The sequence below is a fragment of the Amycolatopsis sp. NPDC102522 genome, assembly GCF_055584485.1.
On record NZ_JBVJLY010000029.1, the window covers coordinates 99,838 to 119,255 of the forward strand.

General features: G+C 70.0%; 15 protein-coding genes. 13 read left to right on the forward strand and 2 right to left on the reverse strand.

Annotated features, from left to right (window positions below):
• Positions 1–19 precede the first annotated feature (19 nt).
• The 10 genes from ACZ6YV_RS39975 to ACZ6YV_RS40020 all read left to right on the forward strand — a co-directional run bounded on the left by ACZ6YV_RS39975 (position 20) and on the right by ACZ6YV_RS40020 (position 11,563).
• Positions 20–1,420 carry an MFS transporter gene (locus ACZ6YV_RS39975; protein WP_465514595.1) on the forward strand — a complete coding sequence of 467 codons (1,401 nt, stop codon included), beginning with the start codon at positions 20–22 and terminating at the stop codon, positions 1,418–1,420.
• On the forward strand, positions 1,417–2,295 hold the full coding sequence (locus tag ACZ6YV_RS39980; protein WP_465514596.1) for an FAD binding domain-containing protein: 879 nt from the start codon (positions 1,417–1,419) through the stop codon (positions 2,293–2,295). The genes ACZ6YV_RS39975 and ACZ6YV_RS39980 overlap by 4 nt, the downstream gene beginning before the upstream one ends.
• The gene (locus ACZ6YV_RS39985) at positions 2,292–4,688 is read left to right on the forward strand and encodes a xanthine dehydrogenase family protein molybdopterin-binding subunit (protein WP_465514597.1); all 2,397 of its coding nucleotides are present in this window, start codon (positions 2,292–2,294) and stop codon (positions 4,686–4,688) included. The genes ACZ6YV_RS39980 and ACZ6YV_RS39985 overlap by 4 nt, the downstream gene beginning before the upstream one ends.
• The gene (locus ACZ6YV_RS39990) at positions 4,685–5,185 is read left to right on the forward strand and encodes a (2Fe-2S)-binding protein (RefSeq protein ID WP_378241123.1); all 501 of its coding nucleotides are present in this window, start codon (positions 4,685–4,687) and stop codon (positions 5,183–5,185) included. Before ACZ6YV_RS39985 ends, ACZ6YV_RS39990 begins: the two co-directional genes overlap by 4 nt.
• Positions 5,182–5,838 (forward strand): SRPBCC family protein, encoded by a 657-nt coding sequence (locus tag ACZ6YV_RS39995; protein ID WP_465514598.1) that lies wholly within the window; start codon positions 5,182–5,184, stop codon positions 5,836–5,838. Before ACZ6YV_RS39990 ends, ACZ6YV_RS39995 begins: the two co-directional genes overlap by 4 nt.
• The gene (locus tag ACZ6YV_RS40000; RefSeq protein ID WP_465514599.1) at positions 5,825–7,339 is read left to right on the forward strand and encodes an isochorismatase family protein; all 1,515 of its coding nucleotides are present in this window, start codon (positions 5,825–5,827) and stop codon (positions 7,337–7,339) included. Before ACZ6YV_RS39995 ends, ACZ6YV_RS40000 begins: the two co-directional genes overlap by 14 nt.
• Positions 7,340–7,581: 242 nt before the next feature.
• Positions 7,582–7,803 carry a hypothetical protein gene (locus ACZ6YV_RS40005; protein ID WP_465514609.1) on the forward strand — a complete coding sequence of 74 codons (222 nt, stop codon included), beginning with the start codon at positions 7,582–7,584 and terminating at the stop codon, positions 7,801–7,803.
• Between the two features lie 95 nt (positions 7,804–7,898).
• Positions 7,899–8,900 carry a zinc-binding alcohol dehydrogenase family protein gene (locus ACZ6YV_RS40010; RefSeq protein WP_465514610.1) on the forward strand — a complete coding sequence of 334 codons (1,002 nt, stop codon included), beginning with the start codon at positions 7,899–7,901 and terminating at the stop codon, positions 8,898–8,900.
• A 24-nt stretch (positions 8,901–8,924) separates the two neighbouring features.
• On the forward strand, positions 8,925–10,898 hold the full coding sequence (locus ACZ6YV_RS40015; protein WP_465514600.1) for a S9 family peptidase: 1,974 nt from the start codon (positions 8,925–8,927) through the stop codon (positions 10,896–10,898).
• 56 nt (positions 10,899–10,954) lie between these two features.
• Positions 10,955–11,563 (forward strand): SMI1/KNR4 family protein, encoded by a 609-nt coding sequence (locus ACZ6YV_RS40020; RefSeq protein ID WP_465514601.1) that lies wholly within the window; start codon positions 10,955–10,957, stop codon positions 11,561–11,563.
• Positions 11,564–11,579: 16 nt separating this feature from the next.
• Here ACZ6YV_RS40020 and ACZ6YV_RS40025 read toward each other — a convergent pair whose 3' ends face one another.
• Positions 11,580–12,506 carry a threonine ammonia-lyase gene (locus tag ACZ6YV_RS40025; protein WP_465514602.1) on the reverse strand — a complete coding sequence of 309 codons (927 nt, stop codon included), beginning with the start codon at positions 12,504–12,506 and terminating at the stop codon, positions 11,580–11,582.
• A gap of 3 nt (positions 12,507–12,509) precedes the next feature.
• Complete coding sequence (locus ACZ6YV_RS40030) at positions 12,510–13,568, reverse strand: D-alanine--D-alanine ligase family protein (RefSeq protein ID WP_465514603.1); 1,059 nt, start codon at positions 13,566–13,568, stop codon at positions 12,510–12,512.
• Between the two features lie 235 nt (positions 13,569–13,803).
• On the opposite strand from ACZ6YV_RS40030, the gene ACZ6YV_RS40035 reads away from it, so the two are divergent.
• The 3 genes from ACZ6YV_RS40035 to ACZ6YV_RS40045 all read left to right on the forward strand — a co-directional run bounded on the left by ACZ6YV_RS40035 (position 13,804) and on the right by ACZ6YV_RS40045 (position 19,051).
• The gene (locus ACZ6YV_RS40035; protein ID WP_465514604.1) at positions 13,804–17,514 is read left to right on the forward strand and encodes an nSTAND1 domain-containing NTPase; all 3,711 of its coding nucleotides are present in this window, start codon (positions 13,804–13,806) and stop codon (positions 17,512–17,514) included.
• 140 nt (positions 17,515–17,654) lie between these two features.
• Entirely contained in the window at positions 17,655–18,341 is a 687-nt protein-coding gene (locus tag ACZ6YV_RS40040; RefSeq protein ID WP_465514605.1) for a hypothetical protein, read from the forward strand.
• A gap of 29 nt (positions 18,342–18,370) precedes the next feature.
• A complete protein-coding gene (locus ACZ6YV_RS40045) occupies positions 18,371–19,051 on the forward strand; it encodes a hypothetical protein (protein ID WP_465514606.1) in 681 nt (226 codons plus the stop codon).
• Positions 19,052–19,418 lie beyond the last annotated feature (367 nt).

Below are 19,418 nucleotides of genomic sequence, written 5' to 3' on the forward strand. Positions count from 1 at the left end.
AATCGCAACGGAGCGGTTCATGCGAACTGGTGATCAGATCGTCCAGGATCTGCCCTGGCGTTGGAGCGTGCAGGGAAAGATCTTCCTCATCGGCGGGCTGGGCTACATGTTCGACGCCTGGGACGTCGCGCTGAACGGGTTCCTCACCCCGCTGGTCGGGGCGGAATTCGGGTTGTCCGCCGGGACGAAGGGACTGGTGGCGACCGCGAACCTGATCGGCATGGCCGTGGGCGCGGTCGTCTGGGGCACGGTCGCGGACCGGATCGGCCGGAAGCGGGCGTTCAGCGTCACGCTGCTGCTGTTCGCGCTGTTCTCCGTGCTCGGGGCGCTCGCGCCGAACGTGGAGACCTTCCTGGCCCTGCGGTTCCTGGCCGGTATCGGGCTCGGCGGCTGCATCCCTGTCGACTACGCGATCGTCAGCGAGTTCTCCCCGCGCCGCCATCGAGGCCGGGTCCTGTCGGCGATGGACGGCTGGTGGCCCGTCGGGACCACGCTGGCCGCCGTCACCGCGACGGTGCTGCTCCCGGTCCAGGGGAACTGGCGCTGGATGCTGGTGCTGATGATCCTGCCCGCGCTGCTGCTGTTCTGGGTGCGGCGCGGTGTCCCGGAGTCACCGCTGTACCTGGTCCGCAAGGGCCGCGAAGTCGAGGCCCGCGCCGTCATCGACGACCTCGTCCGCCGCACGGGGACGACACCGGAGCCGTATTCGATCCCGCCCGCGGTGGTCGAGGACACCCGAGGCGGCCCGATCGCGGCCGCGTTCGACCAGCTCCGCCGGGTGTGGGCGTACAACCCGCGGATCACGGCGGTCGCGTGGTCGCTGTTCATCAGCGTCATGCTGGTCTACTACGCCGCGCTCAGCTGGATGCCGTCCATCCTGAAGGCACAGGGCTTGAGCGAGATCGCCGCCTTCGCCTCGACGGCGTTGATGAACGCGCTCGGCATCGTCGGTGTCGCGATCGCCGTGCTCCTGGTCGACAAGGTCGGCCGCAAGCGGATCATCGCGGTCGCCGGACCGCTCACCGCCCTGTCTCTCGTGGTGTTCTCGCTGCTCCTGGACTCGCCCGCGGCGGCGGTCGTGGCGATCGGCGCGTTCGGCCTGTTCGCGCTGTGCGTCATCCCGGTGATGTACGCCTACGTCTCCGAGCTCTACCCGACCGAACTCCGGGCCTCGGGCTTCGGCTGGGCGTCGTCGTCGAGCCGGGCGATCACCGGCTTCGCGCCGCTGCTGTTCGGCAGCGTCCTGTGGCCGGTGCTCGGCTTGCCCCTCACCTTCACCCTGCTGGGTGTCCTCGTGGTGGCCGCGGTCGTGTTCATGATGCTGGGCGCGCCCGAGACCCGGGGCCGCGAGCTCGACCGGATCGTCGACCCGGCCGAACCCGTGGCCGAGACGCCTTCCACCACGGGGTCCGCTCTGTGAAGCCCGCCGCCTTCCGCTACCACCGGGCCCACGACGTCACCGACGCCGTCGGACTGCTCGGCGAGCTCGCCAAGGCGGGCGAGGACCCGAAACTCATCGCCGGCGGCCAGAGCCTGATGCCGATGATGAACTTCCGGCTCGCCCGGCCGACAGCGCTGGTGGACCTGGGCCCGCTACGCCGGGATCCGGCGCTGAACTCGGTGCGGCACAACGAATCCGGCCTCACGATCGGCGCGATGGTCACCCACCGGACGGTCGAGGTCGCCGAGCTGGGACCGGATTTCTCCGTGCTCTCCCGCGCGATGCGCTGGGTGGGGCACCTGCCGATCCGATCCCGCGGCACGGTGGCGGGCAGCGTCGTCCACGGCGACGCGACCGCGGAATGGTGCCTGCTCGCGTTGCTACTCGACGCGGTGATCGTCGCCGAGGGCCCGGGCGGGCCCCGGGAAATCCTGGCCGCGGAGATGTTCCACGGCTTCTACACCACGGCCGTCGAACCGGACGAAGTCGTGACGGCGGTGCGCTTCACCCGCCCGTCGCCCCGGGCCGCGCTGACCGAGTTCGCCCGCCGTCACGGCGATTTCGCGATCGTGGACGCCGCGGTCGGTCTCGACGCCGATCATGGCGCGCTGACCGGGGGACGGGTCGTGCTCGGCGGCGTGGCACCGGCGCCCGTCCGGGTGCCCGAAGCAGAGGCGTTGCTTGCGGGCGGCGTTCCCGGACCGGAGCTGTTCGCCGAGTGCGGGGAGGCCGCGGCGGCGGCCATCGATCCACCCGACGACGCGGCGGGCAGCGCCGCCTACCGACGCCGTCTGGCGCGCACCCTCGTCACCCAGGCGCTGGGAGAGGCTTGGGAGAAAGGAGAAACGCGATGACCGCACGGTTCGACGGGCGTAACGGCCGCTGGGTCGGGGCGTCGGTGCCCCGGCGCGAGGACCCCCGCTTCCTCACCGGCCGGGGCCGTTTCGTCGACGACATCCAGCTGCCCGGCCTGCTGCACGCGGCCTTCGTCCGCTCGACGGTCGCGCACGGCACGATCACCGGGATCGATCTGTCGGCCACCTTGGCTGTCGAAGGCGTTGTCGCCGCGTACACGGCGGCTGACCTGGAGCTCGGTGACATCGTCGCCCTGCTCGACCGTCCGCCCGAGGAGTTTTCGCCGACCGCGATGCCGATCCTCGCCAGGGGCAAGGTGCGCTTCACCGGAGAGCCGGTGGCGCTGGTCATCGCACGCGATCCGTACAGCGCCGAAGACGGTGTCGAGGCCGCGGTGGTGGACTACGAGCCGCTCGGGGCGATCGTGTCCGAGGAGACGGCGTTCGCCGAGGACGCGCCGCTCGTGCATGAGGAAGCGCCGGGCAACGTGCTGGTCGACGTGTCGATGTTCGACACACCCGGCGTGGACGCGGCGTTCGAAGCGGCCCGGACCGTGGTCGAGGTCGTCACGAAAAGCGGGCGGCAGAACGCTCTCCCGCTCGAAACGCGGGGCGTGGTCGCCTCCTGGGACGATCGCGACGACCAGTTGCTCGTGCAGATGTGCACCCAGGTGCCGCATCAGGTGCGTACGGCGATGGCCCGTTCGCTGCGGGTCCCCGAACGCACCGTGCGGGTCACCGTCCCGGACATGGGCGGCGGTTTCGGTCAGAAATGCGTCGTCGGCCGCGAGGAGATCGCGGTCGCGGCGGCGGCCCGGCGGTTGGACCGGCCGGTGAAATGGATCGAAGACCGCCGGGAGGCGCTCACGGCTGGATTCCTTGCCAGGGAACAGCGTTACCGCACGCTGGCGGCGTTCGACGAGGACGGGCGGATCACCGCGCTGGACGTCGACGTCGTCTGCGACATGGGCGCCTACTCCTGCTACCCGTTCACAGCGGGGATCGAACCGCTGATGGCGTCGGCCGAGATGCCGAGCGTGTACCAGGTGCCCGAGTACCGCGTCCGCGCTCGCGCCATCGCCAGCAACAAGGCCCCGACGGCGCCCTATCGCGGGGTCAGCCGTCCCCAGTACGTGATGGCGATCGAGCGGGTCATGGAACGCGCCGCCCGGGAACTCGGCCTCGATCCGGTCGAGATCCGGCGGCGCAACGTGATCACGCAGTTCCCGTACACCGGCGTCAACGCCATCACCTACGACCCCGGCACCTATCGCGAATCGCTCGATCTCGCCGAAGCCACGATCCGCGATGAGGGCTGGTACGAGATCCGGGATCGGGCCGCCGCCGAAGGCAGGCATATCGGCATCGGCTACTGCTGTTTCTCGGAACGGACCGGATACGGCTCGGGAGCCTTCGCCAAGCGGAAGATGGCCGTGGTCCCCGGCTTCGACATCTCCGAGATCCGGATGGACACCACCGGTTCCGTCGTGGTCACCAGCGGCACCATGAACCACGGCCAGTCGCACGAGACGACGCTGGCGCAGATCGTGGCCGACCGGCTGGGGCTGCACCTCGACCAGGTCAAGCTCCGCCAGGGCGACACCGAGCGCATCGCTTACGGCTGGGGGACTTTCGCCTCCCGCTCCGTGACGATCGGCGGCTCGGCGGTGTCGCTCGCGGCCGGGAAACTCGGCGAACTGCTGTGCAAGATCGCCGCGCACCTGCTCGAAACGAGTCCCGACAACGTTCGCCTCGACGGCGACGGAGGTGTCGTCCAGATCGACGAACCGGACCGGCGCGCGTCGTTCGAGGAGATCGCCGACGTGGCGTACCTGCGCAGTCACCTGCTGCCCAAGGACGTCGAGCCGACGCTGACGGCCACGGCGAGCTTCGACGTGCCCGGCGACGGCACGTTCTCCAACGCCACCCACGCCGTGGTGGTCGAGGCCGATCCCGGGACCGGTCAGATCAAGATCCTGCGCTACGCGTGTGTGGAGGACTGCGGGGTGGTGATCCATCCCCAGGTCGTCGACGGACAGTGCCGCGGCGGGATCGCCCAGGGCATCGCGGGCGCGCTGTTCGAGGAGATCACCTACGCCGGCAACGGGGAACCGTCGGCCGCCAGCTTCATCGACTACCTCGTCCCGACCGCCACCGAGATCCCCGACATCACCGTCACCCACCTCGAAACGCCTTGCGCGTTCACGGAAAACGGTGCGAAGGGCGCGGGGGAGGGCGGCACCATCGGCGCGCCCGCCGCCGTGCTGAACGCGGTCAACGACGCCCTGCGCCACACGGACGTCGAACTCGACTCGACACCGGTCCATCCGCAGACCGTGCTCGCCGCGCTCGACGCGGTGAGCATCCGACGGAAAGCGAGCATTCCCGCATGAGCGATCGGCAGTTGATCGTCCTGAACGTCAACGACACCGAACACGAGGCCCTCGTCGAGCCGCGCAAGACCCTGCTCGACGTCCTGCGCCACGACCTCGGTCTCACCGGCACCCACGTCGGTTGCGAGCACGGGGTGTGCGGCGCCTGCACCGTCCTCGTCGACGGCGAACCGGTGCGGGCCTGCCTGATGTTCGCCGTCCAGGCGGAGGACACCGACATTCGCACTGTCGAGTCCCTGAGCCGGGACGGCGAACTTTCCGATCTGCAGCAGGCTTTCAGCGCGCACCACGGTCTTCAGTGCGGTTTCTGCACGCCCGGATTCCTGATGCTGGCCGAAGGATTCCTCGCCCAGCGGCCGGACGCCGGACGCGAGGAGATCCGCGAGGCCGTCTCGGCGAACCTGTGCCGCTGCACCGGTTATCAGACGATCGTGGACGCGGTCGAGGCGACAGCGGTCCGCCGCTGCCACGCCCAGGACAAGGAGGCGACAGCGTGATCCTGGAGAACCGGCTTTCCGTCCCGGCCGAACCCGGCGCGGTCTTCGCCCTGATCAACGACGTCGAGCGGGTGGCGGGCTGCCTGCCCGGCGCGACCCTCGACGGCAAGGAGAACGACGCGTACCTCGGCCGCGTCAAGGTCAAGGTCGGTCCGATCACCGCGGCCTACTCCGGCACCGTGCGGTTCACCGAGGTCACCGCGGACGAGCGCAGACTGCGGCTACTGGCCAGGGGAGCGGACAGCCACGGCAACGGTGACGCCGAAGCCGAGGTCACGCTGACCGTGCGCGAGGCGCCCGGCGGCGCCACCATCGACCTCCGCACCGACTTGTCGATCCGCGGCAAGCTCGCGCAGTTCGGCAAGGGCGCGATCGGCGCCGTCTCCACGCGGCTGCTCGACCAGTTCGCCCGCAACCTCGCGGACCAGTTGAAGGCGCGGCCCGGCGCGGCGGAACCCGCGCCCGCCACGAAGGCCGTCCCCGTCGCGACGCCAGAGGCGGTCGACGGGCTGGCCATGCTGCTTCCCGCAGGAGTCAAGCGCTACGGCGTGGTCGCGGCCGCCGCGGCCTTGGGCTTGTTCCAGGGCTGGCTGCTGGGCCGGATCCGCACCCAGGACAAACTGATCAAGGAGTTGCAGCGTGCCCGTCGATGACCATCCCGGCCTGCACGGGGCCGAGACCGACAGCGTCTACGACCGGGCGGGCTTCGGCGTCGCGGTGCCGCGCGGATCCCGTCCGGCACTGGTCGTGGTCGACCTGACCCGGGGATTCACCGAACCGGGTTTCCCCACCGGAGCCGACCTCACCGCCGAAGTGACCGCGACCGCCGCGCTCGTGGCCGCGGCCCGGCGCCACGGCGTCCCGGTGGTCTACACCGCGATCGGCTACACATCCGCCGAGGCGGACGGCGACGCCGTCGCGTGGCTGCGGAAAGCGCCGGGAATGCGGGCGCTGCTCGAAGGAAGCGACGCCGTCGCCCTCGACCCGCGCCTCGACCGCCGCGACGGCGACCATCTCGTCATGAAGAAGGGCGCGTCGGCGTTCCACGGGACCGCGCTGGCCGCTCTTCTGTCGGGCCTGGACGTGGACACCGTTCTCGTCTGCGGCGCAACGACTTCGGGCTGTGTGCGGGCGACCGCCGTCGACGCCGTCCAGTCCGGTTTCGATACGCTCGTCGTCCGGGAAGCCTGCGGTGACCGAGCCCGCGGGCCGCACGACGCCGCGTTGTTCGACCTGCAGGCGAAGTACGCCGATGTCGTCGCTCTCGACGACGCCCTGGCGTACCTCGCGGAAACCGCGGCTCGCCGCTCGCTCGCACAGTCCGCGCTGGCCGACCTCGGTGACTTGCCCGCGACCAGCCGCTGGGTGACGTCCGGCCCGGTCCGGCTGCACGTGCTCGACTACGGGCCCGCCGACGGTGTCCCGGTGCTCGTGCTGCCCGGGATCACCAGCCCCGCCGTGGCGATGGACTTCGTGGCGCGGAACCTCACCGACCTCGTGCGCCCGCTCGTGCTCGACGTCCGCGGCCGTGGTCTGTCCGATGACGCACCGGATCCGCTGGGCGGCTACGACCTCGCGAGCTACGCCGCCGACGTCGACGCGGTCGTGGACGGACTCGGCCTGCGTGATCCGATCCTGCTCGGGCACTCCATGGGCGCGCGGATCGCCGCGCGGGCCGCGGTGACCGGCCGGAGTCCGCTGCGCGGCACCGTGCTGGTCGATCCTCCGCTGAGCGGCCCCGGGCGGGGGCCGTACCCGACCACTCTCGACGCCTTCCTCGGGCAGCTCGACCAAGCCCGCCGGGGCACCGACGCCGACGAAGTGGCGCAGTCCTGGCCGAGCTGGCCGCGCCGGGAACAGGAGTTGCGGGCCCGCTGGCTGTCTTCGTGCTCCCGTGCCGCGATCGCCGCCACCCACGCCGGGTTCGAATCCGAGGACTTCTTCGACGACTGGTTGAAGGTGCCCGCTCCGGCGTTCTTCCTGTACGGCGGCGCGAGCCCGGTCGTCACCGCCGCGGGTGCGGCCGAAGCCGCCGAGCGCAATCCGTCGGCCGAGTTCGCGGAAATCGCGGATGCGGGGCACATGGTCTTCTGGGACCGGCCCGACTCCGCTCTCGCTGCACTGCGGGAAGCCCTGCGGAAGCTCTTGTCTTGAGGGTCGGCTTCCGGTGTCGCGAAAGCCACTTTCGGGACGTCTGATGTCGCGAAAGTGGCTTTCGCGACACCCGCGTGGCGGCGAGGTGGCGGTCCGGGGGGCGTGAGTGGCGTTTCGGGTTCTGTTGAGGGGTAAGGCAAAGGTGTCCTGGCGGGCGGACTTCACGTGGGCGGGGTGTCGCTGAGGGTGACTGGACCTGTCATGCGGGACTGTGTGGATTTCTGGTCATCCGACGCACCGAAATCCACACAGTCGGCGCCAGAGGACTCGACTCGTCGCCGACCCTGCCCGAACTGGTGCTCGACGTCCTCGGCGACCGGGACATCCCCGTCCTGGGCAACGTCGAATTCGGCCACGCCGGGCCCAATCTGCCGATGCCGGTCGGTATCCGCGCCGCCCCCGACGCGCGCGGTCTGAGCTTGTCGCTGCTCGAACCGGCGGTACGGCCGCCTCGGTCGTCATGACCGCGGGGTGATGCGCCGTCGCCGTGGACGCACCATCCTGGACGGGGCGACGAGCGTGATCGAGGAGGCCGAGGGTGACGGAACTGCCGACGGAGATGCGCGCTTGGCGGGTCGGCCGCCCCGGACCGATGGCTTCGGGGCCACTGGAGTGGTCACGGGTGGCCGTCCCGCGCCCCGGCGCCGGAGAATTGCTGATCCGAGTGCTGGTCTGCGGTGTGTGCCGCACCGACCTGCACGTCGCCGAGGGCGACCTGCCCGTGCACCGGCCGGGGGTGACGCCGGGACACGAGGTCGTCGGCGAGGTGATCGCCGTCGGCGGTGAGGCCACCGGATTCGCCGTCGGCGACCGGGCCGGGATCGCGTGGCTGCGCGAGACGTGCGACAGCTGCCGATTCTGCTTGCGGGGCCGGGAGAATCTCTGCCCGGGCTCGCGCTACACCGGCTGGGACGAGGACGGTGGCTACGCCGAATTCGCCGTCGTACCGGCGGCCTACGCGCTCGCGCTGCCCGCGGGCTACACGGACGACGAGCTCGCCCCGCTCCTGTGCGCCGGCCTGATCGGCTATCACGCGCTGGAACGGGCCGCCGTCCCCGAAGGCGGGCGGCTGGGTATCTACGGATTCGGCGGGAGCGCGCATCTGACCGCCCAGGTGGCGATCGCCCGCGGTGTCACCGTGCACGTGATGACCCGCAGCGCGGAAGCGCGCGAGCTCGCGTTGAGCCTCGGCGCGGCCACGGCGGCCGGAGCCGCGGAGCCGCCGCCGGAACCTTTGGACTCGGCGATCCTGTTCGCGCCCGTCGGTGAGCTGGTGCCACCCGCGCTCGCGGCGCTCGACCGCGGCGGGACACTGGCGATCGCGGGGATCCACCTGTCGGACGTCCCCTCGCTGAACTATCAGCGGCATCTGTTCCAGGAGCGGCAGATCCGCAGCGTCACGGCGAATACGCGCGCCGAAGCGCGGGAATTCCTGCGCTTCGCCGGAGACCATAACCTCTCGGTGAGCACGAAACCGTATCCGCTCGGCCAGGCCGACCGCGCGCTCGCCGACCTGGCCGCGGACAGGGTGAACGGCGCGGCCGTCCTGCGCGCGATCTGACAGAGGCAGGAGAGGACGAAGACCATGGAAGACCTGGAGAACACGGCCGCCTACCGCGAGGTCGCCGAACACCTGCGTGCCCTGCACGAACCGGCGTTCGGTCGTCCGCACGCGCTCCTGGAGCCGCATGTGACCCGCGACGGCGGGCGCGCGGTGGTGACCGGCGCGGTCCTCGACGAACTCACCGGACTGCCCAGGACAGCCGTGTACACCGCGGTGGACGGCGAGCTCCGCGCGGTGTCGTCCGGGCGGGGATCGGCGCGGTGGGCGCGGTTCTCCCCGGACGGCGGCACCCTCGCCTTCCTCGCCGATCGCCGCGAGGCCGGGGTGTTCCAGCTGCATCTGCTCCGCGACGGCGGGCTCGGTGAGGCGGTGCCCGCGCCGGAGGTTCCCGGCACCGTGGAGTACGCCCACTGGTCACCCGACGGCCGCCGGGTCCTGCTCGGGGTCGCCGGGTTCGGCGCGGACCTTTCCGGTGGCCAGGGCTCGGGGTCGAACCGCCGTCGGGAGGAGGAACGGCCGTCGTGGTTCCCGGAGGTCGAGGACGACGACGTCGACGACTCCGCCTGGCGCGGCCTGTGGGTCTGCACACCGGCCACCGGCACCCTGATCCGGTTGTCCCCGGAAGGCCTCAACTGCTGGGAAGCAGGCTGGTGCGGGCCGGAGCAGGTCGTCGCGATCTCGTCCGGCGAGCCGGGGGAGGACGCGTGGTACACCGCCTGGTTGAGCCTGCTCGACTTCGGCGGCGAGGTGCGCAAGCTGGTGGACAGCCCCGTGCAGCTGGCTCTGCCCGCCGGTTCGCCGGACGGGACGCGGGTCGCGGTGGTCGAAGCCGTGTGCAGCGACCGCGGGGTGGTCGCCGGTGATCTGCTGCTGGTCGATCCGGCCACCGGCGCGGTGCGGCGGATCGACACCGCGGGTACCGACGTCACCCAGGTCGAATGGCTCGACGCGGACCGCCTCGGCTACCTCGGGCAGCGCCGGCTCGACTCGGTCGCCGGGATCGCCGACGGGCCGGCCGGCACGGTCCGGGAAGTGTTCGCCACGGAGTTGTCCTGTAGCGGCGGCTCCTTCTACCCCGCCGGCGCGTTCACCGCGGACGGCCGGGTGCTGACCGTGCGGGACTCCTACGCCTTGCCGCACCGGCTGGTGCTCACCGGGGAGCGCGGCGACGAAGTACTCGCCTCGACCGCTCATCCGGGGACCGACTACCTCCTCTCCGTCGCGGGGACGGCCGAGGTGGTCACCTGGACCGCACCGGACGGGCTGGAGATCGACGGGATCCTGTGCCGTCCGGCGGGGGAGGGGCCGTTCCCGCTGGTGGTCAACATCCACGGCGGACCCATCTGGGCGTTCCAGAACTGCTGGTCGATGCGCTACGCCTGGGTCCCGCTCCTGGTCGCGCGGGGCTACGCCGTGCTGAATCCCAATCCGCGCGGCAGCAGTGGACGGGGCCAGGAATTCGCCGCCCGCGTGGTCGGCGACATGGGCGGCGCCGACACCCACGATTACCTGTCCGGCCTCGACGCCCTGGTCGGGTGCGGCATCGCCGACAGGGACCGGATCGGCCTGATCGGCCGCAGTTACGGCGGTTTCATGTCGTCCTGGCTGGTCACCCAGGACCGCCGCTTCGCCGCCGCCGTCCCGATCTCCCCGGTCACCGACTGGTACAGCCAGGGCTTCACGAGCAACATCGGGTCCTGGGGCAACCAGTACCTCGACGCCGACCCGGAAACCCCGGGGACCCGGGTGCACACGCGCAGCCCGGTCCTGCACGCGAGCAAGGCCCGCACCCCGTGCCTGAACGTCGCGGGCGCGCTCGACCGCGCCACGCCGCCGGGGCAGGCCCGGGAGTTCCATCAGGCCCTGCGTGCCCACGGCGTGCCCTCGGCGCTGGTGATCTATCCGGAAGAAGGTCACGGCGTGCGGGCGTACCCCGCACAGATCGATCTTCTCGCGCGGATCCTGCGGTGGTTCGACAGATACCTGCTCGCCTGAGCATGCTCCGGGCCAAAAGGTGGTTACAAGCAAGTAATGCGTGTCACACTGTGGCGGTGAACTGCAGCGTCGATGCGACGTGGCGGCGGATCACGGCCTGGTTGTGCACGCATTCACCGGTCACCGCGGCCACCCTTCAATGCCCGGCTCGAGCCGAGGACGTCCGCGCCGTCCAGCACGTGGTGGGGCAGCCGCTCCCGGACGATCTGCTGGCGTGGTGGGGGCTGATGAACGGGGTCGACGACGAGTTCGGCTACCGCACCGCCTTCACGGTCCCAGGGGTGTACATGCCACTGGGAGTGACGCGGGTCCAGGAGGAATGGGCGAGCCTGAGCGCCCGACCGGACGAGGACTGCTGCCGCCCCGGTGGGCTTCACCTGCGGGCCGCCGGTGAAGCCACCATCGGGTTCTGCACCGCCCTGATCCCCGTTTGCCGTGCTGTCGACGGCGCAGTCCTCGCCGTCGACCTGCGCCCCGGCGCCGAACAGGGCCGGGTGATGGACTGGATGGCCGAAGCGGGTTCCTGCCGCACTGCCTGGACCTGTGTCGGCGCGATGCTCGCCGACACCGCCCAGCGCCTCGAACACCACTACGCCGCGCCCGAAACCCCGCCGCGGCCAGGAGATCCGACGATCCGCGAGAACGGATCACTGACCTGGGCGTAACTGCGGCGCCGCGCTCTTACGGACTCGCGATCATCGGCGCTTGCCCGGCACCGGATCTCCGGACGACCTGGCGCCACAGGTCGTCGTCGATGTTGCCGCCCGACACCACGCAAAGCGCCTTCCGGCGGGGATCGGCTTGTCTCAGCGCCGCCGCCAACGCGGCGCCGCCCGCGAATTCGGCGCGGATGCCTGCCTCCGCGTGGAGGACGCGAATCGCGTCGGCGATCTCGTCATCGGTGACGAGTTCCACCCGGAGGCCCGCCGCCTGGCAGATCCGGAGCGGGAGAGCGCCGATCCGGCGTACGAGCAGCCCTTCGGCCGGGCTCGGCCCAGGTGACGCCTGCCACGGTGATCCGCGGCGCAGCGACTCGCGCATCGCGGGGGCGCTCGCGTGCTCGACCCCGACGACCTCGGTGCCGGGCCACGCGGTGAGTGCGGCGGAGACGAGGCCGCCTCCGCCGACCGGGACGAACACGACATCCGGGCGGCCGTTCTGCCGCTCGGCTTCGGCGAACAAGGTCTGATGCCCCTTGATGATTTCGGGATCGTCGAAGCTGGGCACGTAGTACGCGCCGCTTCGGCGGGCATACGTTCTGGCCGCGGCTTCGGCGTCGTCGTACTGACCGGGTTCGAGATGGACCTCCGCTCCGTGGTCGACGATGCGCGCCAGTTTGATCCGGGGTGTGCTCGCCGGTACGAACACCCGGACGGGGTTGCCGAGCCGCTGGCCGGCGATCGCCAGGGCCGCGCCATGGTTGCCGGTGGACGCCGTGGTCAGCGGTGTTCCCGGGGGCAGCGTGGAGATCTTTCTCGCCACCCCGCGGAACTTGAACGCCCCGGAGATCTGCCGGGTCTCGTCCTTGACAGCGAGTCTTCGCCAGCCGTGCCCGGGCAGTTCGCGGACGGGAGTCTCGACCAGGCCGAGTGAAAGGAGAGAAGTCATGGCTCAGTGCTCGATCACGTAGTCGAGACGTTTGACGGCAGGCCCGCTCGCGTCGGCGGCGCGCACGCACGATTCGATGAGCCCGACGACGGTCCGGCCGCTTTCCCTGAGCATCCGGGGGAACAGACTGCCGCTCATCAGTCCGGGAATCGTGTTGACTTCGAGGAAGTACGGTCTGCCGTCGGCCAGGATGAAATCGAATCTGCCCCAGCCGGAAATCCTCAGCTGGTCGAAAAGTCTCACCGAGATCCGCTGGATTTCCTTGGCGGCAGACGAAGTGTCGCGGGCTATTTCCGCGAGTCCGTGCCGATGCTTCTGCGTGTGGCCGAAGAAGCCTCCGGTGGTGTTGATCGCCAGGACCGGGAGTGCCACCGGTTCCCCGTTCTCCACCACGACCCCGCAGCTCACTTCCGTACCGGAGATGAACTGCTGGACGAGGGCGTCCGGGTCGAACTCGTGGACGGACGAGACCGCCTTGACCACATCGGCGACTTCCCAGTCGACGAGGTGCTCGGTGAGCAGGGAGGCGCCCATCCGGTTGGGCTTCACCACGACGTCCGCCTCTGTGAAAGAGGCCAGGGCGCGATCGACGCCGTCGGCGACCTCGGAGCGGCGGATGATCTCGGTCCGCGGCGTCAGCAGGCCCGGCACGGTCGTGCGGGCGACCGCGGCCTGCAGGTACTTGTCCATGCCCAGCGCGGCGCCGAGCACGGAGCCGAAGCTGCCGCGGATGTCGAAGACCTCGGCCACGCCCTGCCAGCAGCCGTCCTCCCCCTCGGTGCCGTGCAGCAGCGAGAACACGAAGGCGTCGGTGGCGTGCAGGAACTCGGCGGCCGCGATGACCGGCACGGTCGGCCACGCCACGATGTCGGCCTCGTCGACCGGCCAGCACGGGCCGGTCAGGACGCGGGCGCCGCCGTCCCGGTCCACATGGACGACGGCGGTCAGGGTGAAGCGATCCGGCGCGCCGAGAACCTCGGCGACGACGTGCCGGTAACTCTGCAGGGACGCGTCGTGCTCGGTGCTGCGTCCTCCGATCAGCAGGACCAGAGCTTCGGACATGGCTACCTCCGGGCAGTGGGTCATCGAGTGGATGAGCCAAGGAAAGCTCGCGCCGCCCCGTGCCGGCGACGGTTCGCGCCAAGCCCGTACAAGTCAGTACGCCCTGGTCAGGCTCCATCCGTCGCGAGGTTCACCCATCTGCCAGCCCGAACAGGCCGACCGGCTGTTGCCCTGGGGCGCAGGCGCCGGAAAGACTTTTCCGCCCGGAACGACGGCGATTACGCGGGGGTCGGATGTGCAACCGAACGGTGAAGGTCTCGCTCCGGTCCAGACCCGCGGCGATTTCGCCCGCGAGCTGACGCGCCTGCGGGAACGCGCGGGACGCAGTGTCCGGCAGGTGGCGAAAGACGCGGATCTGCCGTTCAGCACCGTCGGCGGGTACTTCAGCGGACGGCATCTCCCTCCACTGAGCCAGCCACAGGTGCTGCCGAAGATCCTCGCCGCGTGCGGGGTCGTCGGCGACGACGAGGTGCGGCTCTGGCGAGAAGTACTGACCCGCCTGCGGCACACCGGTCGTACGCGGGCGGATCCCGCTTCTCCCTACCGGGGACTGGCGACCTTCGAACCCGGCGACGCCGAATGGTTCTTCGGCCGGAGCGATCAGGTCCGGAGTCTCACGGCGCAGGTCGAGAACGCGAGTGCCGAAGGCGGCATCGTGACCGTCGTCGGCGCGTCCGGGTCCGGGAAGTCCTCGCTGCTGCGGGCGGGACTGATCCCGAACCTGCGCAAGGACTGGTCGATCCTGCGGACCAGTCCGGCCCAGGATCGGCCCGAGCCGCCGCCGGACCGGCCGCTGCTGGTCATCGTCGACCACTTCGAGGAACTGTTCAGTGGACAGGGCGAGGAAGCCGAGCGGCAGGACTACATCGACTGGGTGACCGGGCTGCCCACGCCCGGATTGGTGGTCGTACTGGGCCTGCGCGCGGATTTCTTCGCTCGTGCTCTGCGCTATCGCCGGATGTTCGACGTCTTGCGAAAAGGGCAGCATCTGGTGACCCCGATGAGCCGTGACGACGTCGTCCAAGCCGTGACCGGGCCGGCGGACAAGGCGGGCGTGGCGATCGAGACCGGCTTGGTCGACCTGCTCCTGCGCGAACTCACCCCGGCCCTGAGACACCGGAACGGGAACGCCGCCCACGAAATCGGCGCGCTGCCCTTGTTGTCGCACGCCTTGATGCAGACCTGGCGGCACGATTCCCGCCATACCTTGAAGATCGCCGACTACGTCGCGGTCGGCGGGATCGAAGGTGCGGTGGCCGCCACCGCCGAGCAGGCCTATCAGGCGCTCGATCCCGAACAGCAGGCCTTGGTCAAGACGGTCTTCCTGCGGCTGGTGCACATCGGTGACGGTGTCGCCGACACCCGGCGCCGGGTCGGGATCGACGAATTCCTGGGCAACGTCGAGGAAAGCGACCTCGCACTCGTACTGGGTCTGTTCGTCGAGCAGAGATTGATCACCGCGGACCTCGATACCGTGGAGATCACCCACGAGGCGCTGATCTCCGCGTGGCCGCGGTTGCAGTCCTGGCTCGACGAGGACCGTGCCGGTCTGCTCGCGCACCGCCGGCTGACCGTGGCGGCCCGGCAGTGGGAAAGCAGCGGGCACGATCCCGCGCTGACACTGCGCGGGGTGCCTCTCGCGCAGGCGCTCGCCCTGCGCGGCGAGGCACGGTTCTCACTGAGCACCGAAGAACGCGACTTCGTGGACGACAGCGAAAGACAGGCGGAGGAAGAACGGCGGAGACGACGCCGCGGTGTGCTGAGACTTCGTTGGCTGACAGCGTTTCTCGCCGTCCTGACCCTTGTCGCGGCGGTACTCGGCATCGACGCGACCCGGCAGCGCGGGCAGGCCGCGACCCAGCGGGACCTCGCCGTGTCGCGGCTGCTCGCCCTGCGGTCTTCCACGCTCCTGCCTTCGGATCCGTCCCTCGCCGGGCAACTGGCGGTGGCCGCCTACCGTGCCGCCCCCACCACCGAAGCGCGGTCCGCCGTTCTCAGTACCACTCGGATGCCTTCTGTCACCAGGCTTCTCGGGCCCGCCGGGGTGGTGCAGGCCGTGGCGACCGTGCGCGACGGGGAAATCATCGTGGCGACCGGGACCGACGGCCGGATCTGGTTGTGGCGCCGTGATTCCCGGAATCGATACCAGCCGCTGCCCCAACCGGCCACAGCGTCGGCGGGGGAGTTGTACGCGCTCGCCGTCGACCCCGGCGGCCGCACCCTGGTGGCGGGCGGGCTGGCGGGCGTCGTGCACCGGTGGGCCATCTCGGACGACACCAGCCTCGTCGAACTGCCGTCGTTGCCCGGCCCCGCCTCGCCGATCCACGGGCTGGCCTACAGTCCTGACGGCACGACGCTCGCGGTGGGGACGACCGATCGCCAGGTGCGTCTGCACGCGGCCGACGGAACTCTTCGCGCGTCTCTCGAAGCGGACACCGAAGTGCAGGCCGTCCGGTTCAGCCCTGACGGGAGCAGGCTCATCGCCGCCGGCAGCGGGGGAGTCGTGCTCAGCTGGCCCGCGGCCGGCGGCCCCGGTACCCGGCTCGGCGGACCCGCCACCCGAACCTATCGTTCGGTCGCGTTCAGCCCGGACGGCGCGACGGTCGCCGCCGGGAACTCCGACCAGTCGGTCTATCTGTGGCGCACCGGCGACGGCAGTCCGGTGAAGACCCTGACCGGCGGTGCGAGCTGGATCAACGCGGCCGAATTCAGCCCGGACGGACACGTCATCGCCGTCGGCAACTCCGACAACATCGTCCGTCTCTGGGACGTCGCCGGCGGTGTCGTCCAGGCGTCACTGCCTCATCCGGGCCCCGTCACCGCACTGCGGTTCGCGGACGGCGGCCGCAGCCTCATCACGACGGCCGGTGACGGCGTCGTCCGCGTGTGGCGGATTCCCGGGCCCGCGCTGTCGCTCTCCGGCGAAGGCGTTTTCTCCGTCGCGGTCGGCGGCGACAGGGTTCTCGCGGGTTCCAGCGGGGCGGACGGCACGATGCACCTCGCCGAGGCGCCCGGCCTCGGCACGCTCCAGCCGATCGGCCGGGTGACCGCGAAAAGCACCGCGGGAGTCCTGGCCGGCGCGTCCAGCCTTTCGGCGGACGGGGCGTTCGCTGCGGCCGGTCGCGCCGACGGCACGGTGGAACTGTGGGACGTGCGTGACGTCCGGACGCCCAGGCTTGTCGGCACTCCTTCTCCGCCCACCGGCGGAGTTCCCCAGATCGTGGCTTTCCGCGAAGACGGGACGATGCTGGCCGCGGGCGGCGACGATCAGCGCATCCGGCTGTTCGATCTGCGAGGCCCGGCAACGAGCAGGCCCGTCGGGGTGCTCACCGGCCCGACGGCCGCCGTCTACGGCCTCGCCTTCAACCGGGACGGGACGGTCGTCGCCGGGGCGAGTGTCGACAAATCCGTGTGGCTCTGGGATATCCGCGATCCCGCGAACCCGCAGGTGCTCAGCGTGATCAACGCGCACACCAACTACGCCTACAGCGTGTCGTTCAGTCCTGTCGGCGATCTGCTCGTCACGGCGAGCGCGGACAAGACGATCCGCTTGTGGGATGTCTCCGATCCCCGGGCCCCGGCCGCGATCGGCTCGCCGCTGACCGGCCCGGGTGGACCGGTCATCACCACGGCGATCAGCCCGGACGGCCAGGTGCTCGCGGCAGGCGGCAAGGACCATCTGGTCTGGCTGTGGACGATCACCGACCCACGGAATCCCGTCCTGTCGGCGGCACCGGCAGCGAGCGGCGACATCTATTCCCTCGCCTTCACCCCTGCGGGAACATCGATCGTCGTCGGCAGCGCCGACCATCTGGCCGCGGTGCTCGTCACCGACGTGACGACCGCCGTCACGCGGATCTGTGACACGGCGGGAACTTCGATCACCGACGAGGAATGGGCGGCGCTGGCTCCCGGTGTGCCGAACGATCATCCTTGCGGCACCTGAACGACGGCGGTCCTTTCGGCGGCCTCACCCGTTCGGTGATCGCCGCCCCGAATCACGGAACTTCGCTGCGCCCAGCCACGTCGTAGTGCATAGTGACAGTCGACATTGAAATGTCACAGTACTCCTAGGAGGGGCGTCCCATGTCGAATCGGCTCCTGCCCGCGCTTGTCGCGGGCACCGCCTTGCTGGTCACCGCGTGTTCCGGCGGTGGCGGCAACCCGACGGCGGACGGCGGTGATCCGACCTCCGGCGCCCCGGCCTCGGCGCAGTCCGGGCCGAAGTACACCCAGTTCGCCGATTTCCCCGGCCAGGCCCTCGCCACCACGGAACCGGGTCTGAAGCTGGGGATCCAGGTGAAGCCCGTCGACGCGGTCTGGGCTCCCGAGCTGGCCGGTGTGTCGGCGAAGGGGGGAAGCCACTATCTCGCGGTGTACGTGGCGGTGACCGGCGAGCTCGCCGATCGTGGCGTGCAGAAGGCCAAGATCAAGTATCTGCAGGTCCGCTACGACAACCCGGGCGGGAAGAAGTGCGACCCGTACTCGCCGGACGACGTCCCCCAGTACTGCTTCAAGGAGGCGTACCCGGCGAGCGACCTCAAGGACGAAATCGCCGACAACACGTGGCGAGACGAGAAATGGCAGGCGGATTCCCTGCTGGGCAGGGATATCGACCGGGGCAAGACCGCGATCGGCGTCGTCGGATTCAGCATGACGGACGGCGAGAACGCGGAGGGACTCCAGCTGTGCGGGCCGACCAAGGAGGACTCTGTTGACACCGGCAAGTTCCCCTGTGTCCCGATCCCGAAGCCGGAAGGCGCACGAAGCTGACCCGCGAACGTTTCCGACGGAGGAATCCCATGTCGCAACGCCTGCTGGGCACACTTGTCGTGAGCGTCGCTGTCCTGGTCAGCGCCTGTTCCGGCAGCGGCGGTGACAATGCCTCGCCGAATACCGGCGACTGGGCGCCCGGCAGCTCGGCCACGAGTGAGTCCGGTCCGAAATACACACGCTTCGCCGACTTTCCCGGAAAGGCCCTCGGTACCGTGGAGCCGGGCGCGCCGGTGGGGATCCAGGTGAAACCCGTCGATGTGGTCTGGGCTCCGGAACTGGCCGGGAAGTCGGCCCGTCCTGGCGAGCACTACCTCGCCGTCTATCTCGCCGTGACCGGCGAGCTGGCCGACCGTGGCGTGCAGGGGGCAAGGCTCGACTTCCTCGAAGCCAAGATCGGCATCGGGCGGGGAACCTGCAACGAGCTGGAGAATCCCGGTGTCTGCTACGTCAAGGCGAGTCCGGCCACCGGGCTCGAAAAGGAAGTCGCGGACAACACGTGGCGTACCAAGCTGTGGATCGCCACGAGTTACGCGCGGACGGACATCACCGCGGGCGATACCGTCATCGGCGTCGTCGGATTCAGTGTCTCGGACGACGCGGACATCCAGGGGGACATGGAACTGTGCGGTCCCAGCAAGACCGAGTTCTACAACGACCGCAAGTTCCCCTGCGTTCCGATCCCGAAGCCTGAGGGAACGCGGAACTAGTGAGGGTAAGGGTCGCTCAGGGTGAAATAGGGACAGTGAACGTTCCTATTTCATACACCCTCACGTTTACTTCTCGGCCCGGTGCGCTCCAGCGGTGCCCAGCGTCGCGAAAGCCACTTTCGAGACATCAGACGCCCCGAAAGTGGCTTTCGCGACATCCGAAGTCGGCAGGCGCGCGAACGGTTGAGCCAGTCGCGTCTTGAAAGGGGTCGTGAGTGGCGATTCGGGTTATTGAGGGGTAAGGCAAAGGTGTCGGGTCGACGAGGGCGCGTGTTGTCACTCAGGGTGAGGGGTGTGTGGAAATAGGGACGCTCAACGTCCCTATTTCCACACACCCTCCCTGTCCGACTGTCGTGACCGGTCCGGT

What these genes read in the sequence shown, in the direction of transcription:
- ACZ6YV_RS39975 (WP_465514595.1), top strand. Translation starts at nt 20, where the DNA reads ATGCGAACTGGTGATCAGATCGTCCAGGATCTGCCCTGGCGTTGGAGC.
- ACZ6YV_RS39985 (WP_465514597.1), top strand. Translation starts at nt 2,292, where the DNA reads ATGACCGCACGGTTCGACGGGCGTAACGGCCGCTGGGTCGGGGCGTCG.
- ACZ6YV_RS39990 (WP_378241123.1), top strand. Translation starts at nt 4,685, where the DNA reads ATGAGCGATCGGCAGTTGATCGTCCTGAACGTCAACGACACCGAACAC.
- ACZ6YV_RS40010 (WP_465514610.1), top strand. Translation starts at nt 7,899, where the DNA reads ATGCGCGCTTGGCGGGTCGGCCGCCCCGGACCGATGGCTTCGGGGCCA.
- ACZ6YV_RS40015 (WP_465514600.1), top strand. Translation starts at nt 8,925, where the DNA reads ATGGAAGACCTGGAGAACACGGCCGCCTACCGCGAGGTCGCCGAACAC.
- ACZ6YV_RS40025 (WP_465514602.1), bottom strand. Translation starts at nt 12,506, where the DNA reads ATGACTTCTCTCCTTTCACTCGGCCTGGTCGAGACTCCCGTCCGCGAA.
- ACZ6YV_RS40030 (WP_465514603.1), bottom strand. Translation starts at nt 13,568, where the DNA reads ATGTCCGAAGCTCTGGTCCTGCTGATCGGAGGACGCAGCACCGAGCAC.
- ACZ6YV_RS40040 (WP_465514605.1), top strand. Translation starts at nt 17,655, where the DNA reads ATGTCGAATCGGCTCCTGCCCGCGCTTGTCGCGGGCACCGCCTTGCTG.
- ACZ6YV_RS40045 (WP_465514606.1), top strand. Translation starts at nt 18,371, where the DNA reads ATGTCGCAACGCCTGCTGGGCACACTTGTCGTGAGCGTCGCTGTCCTG.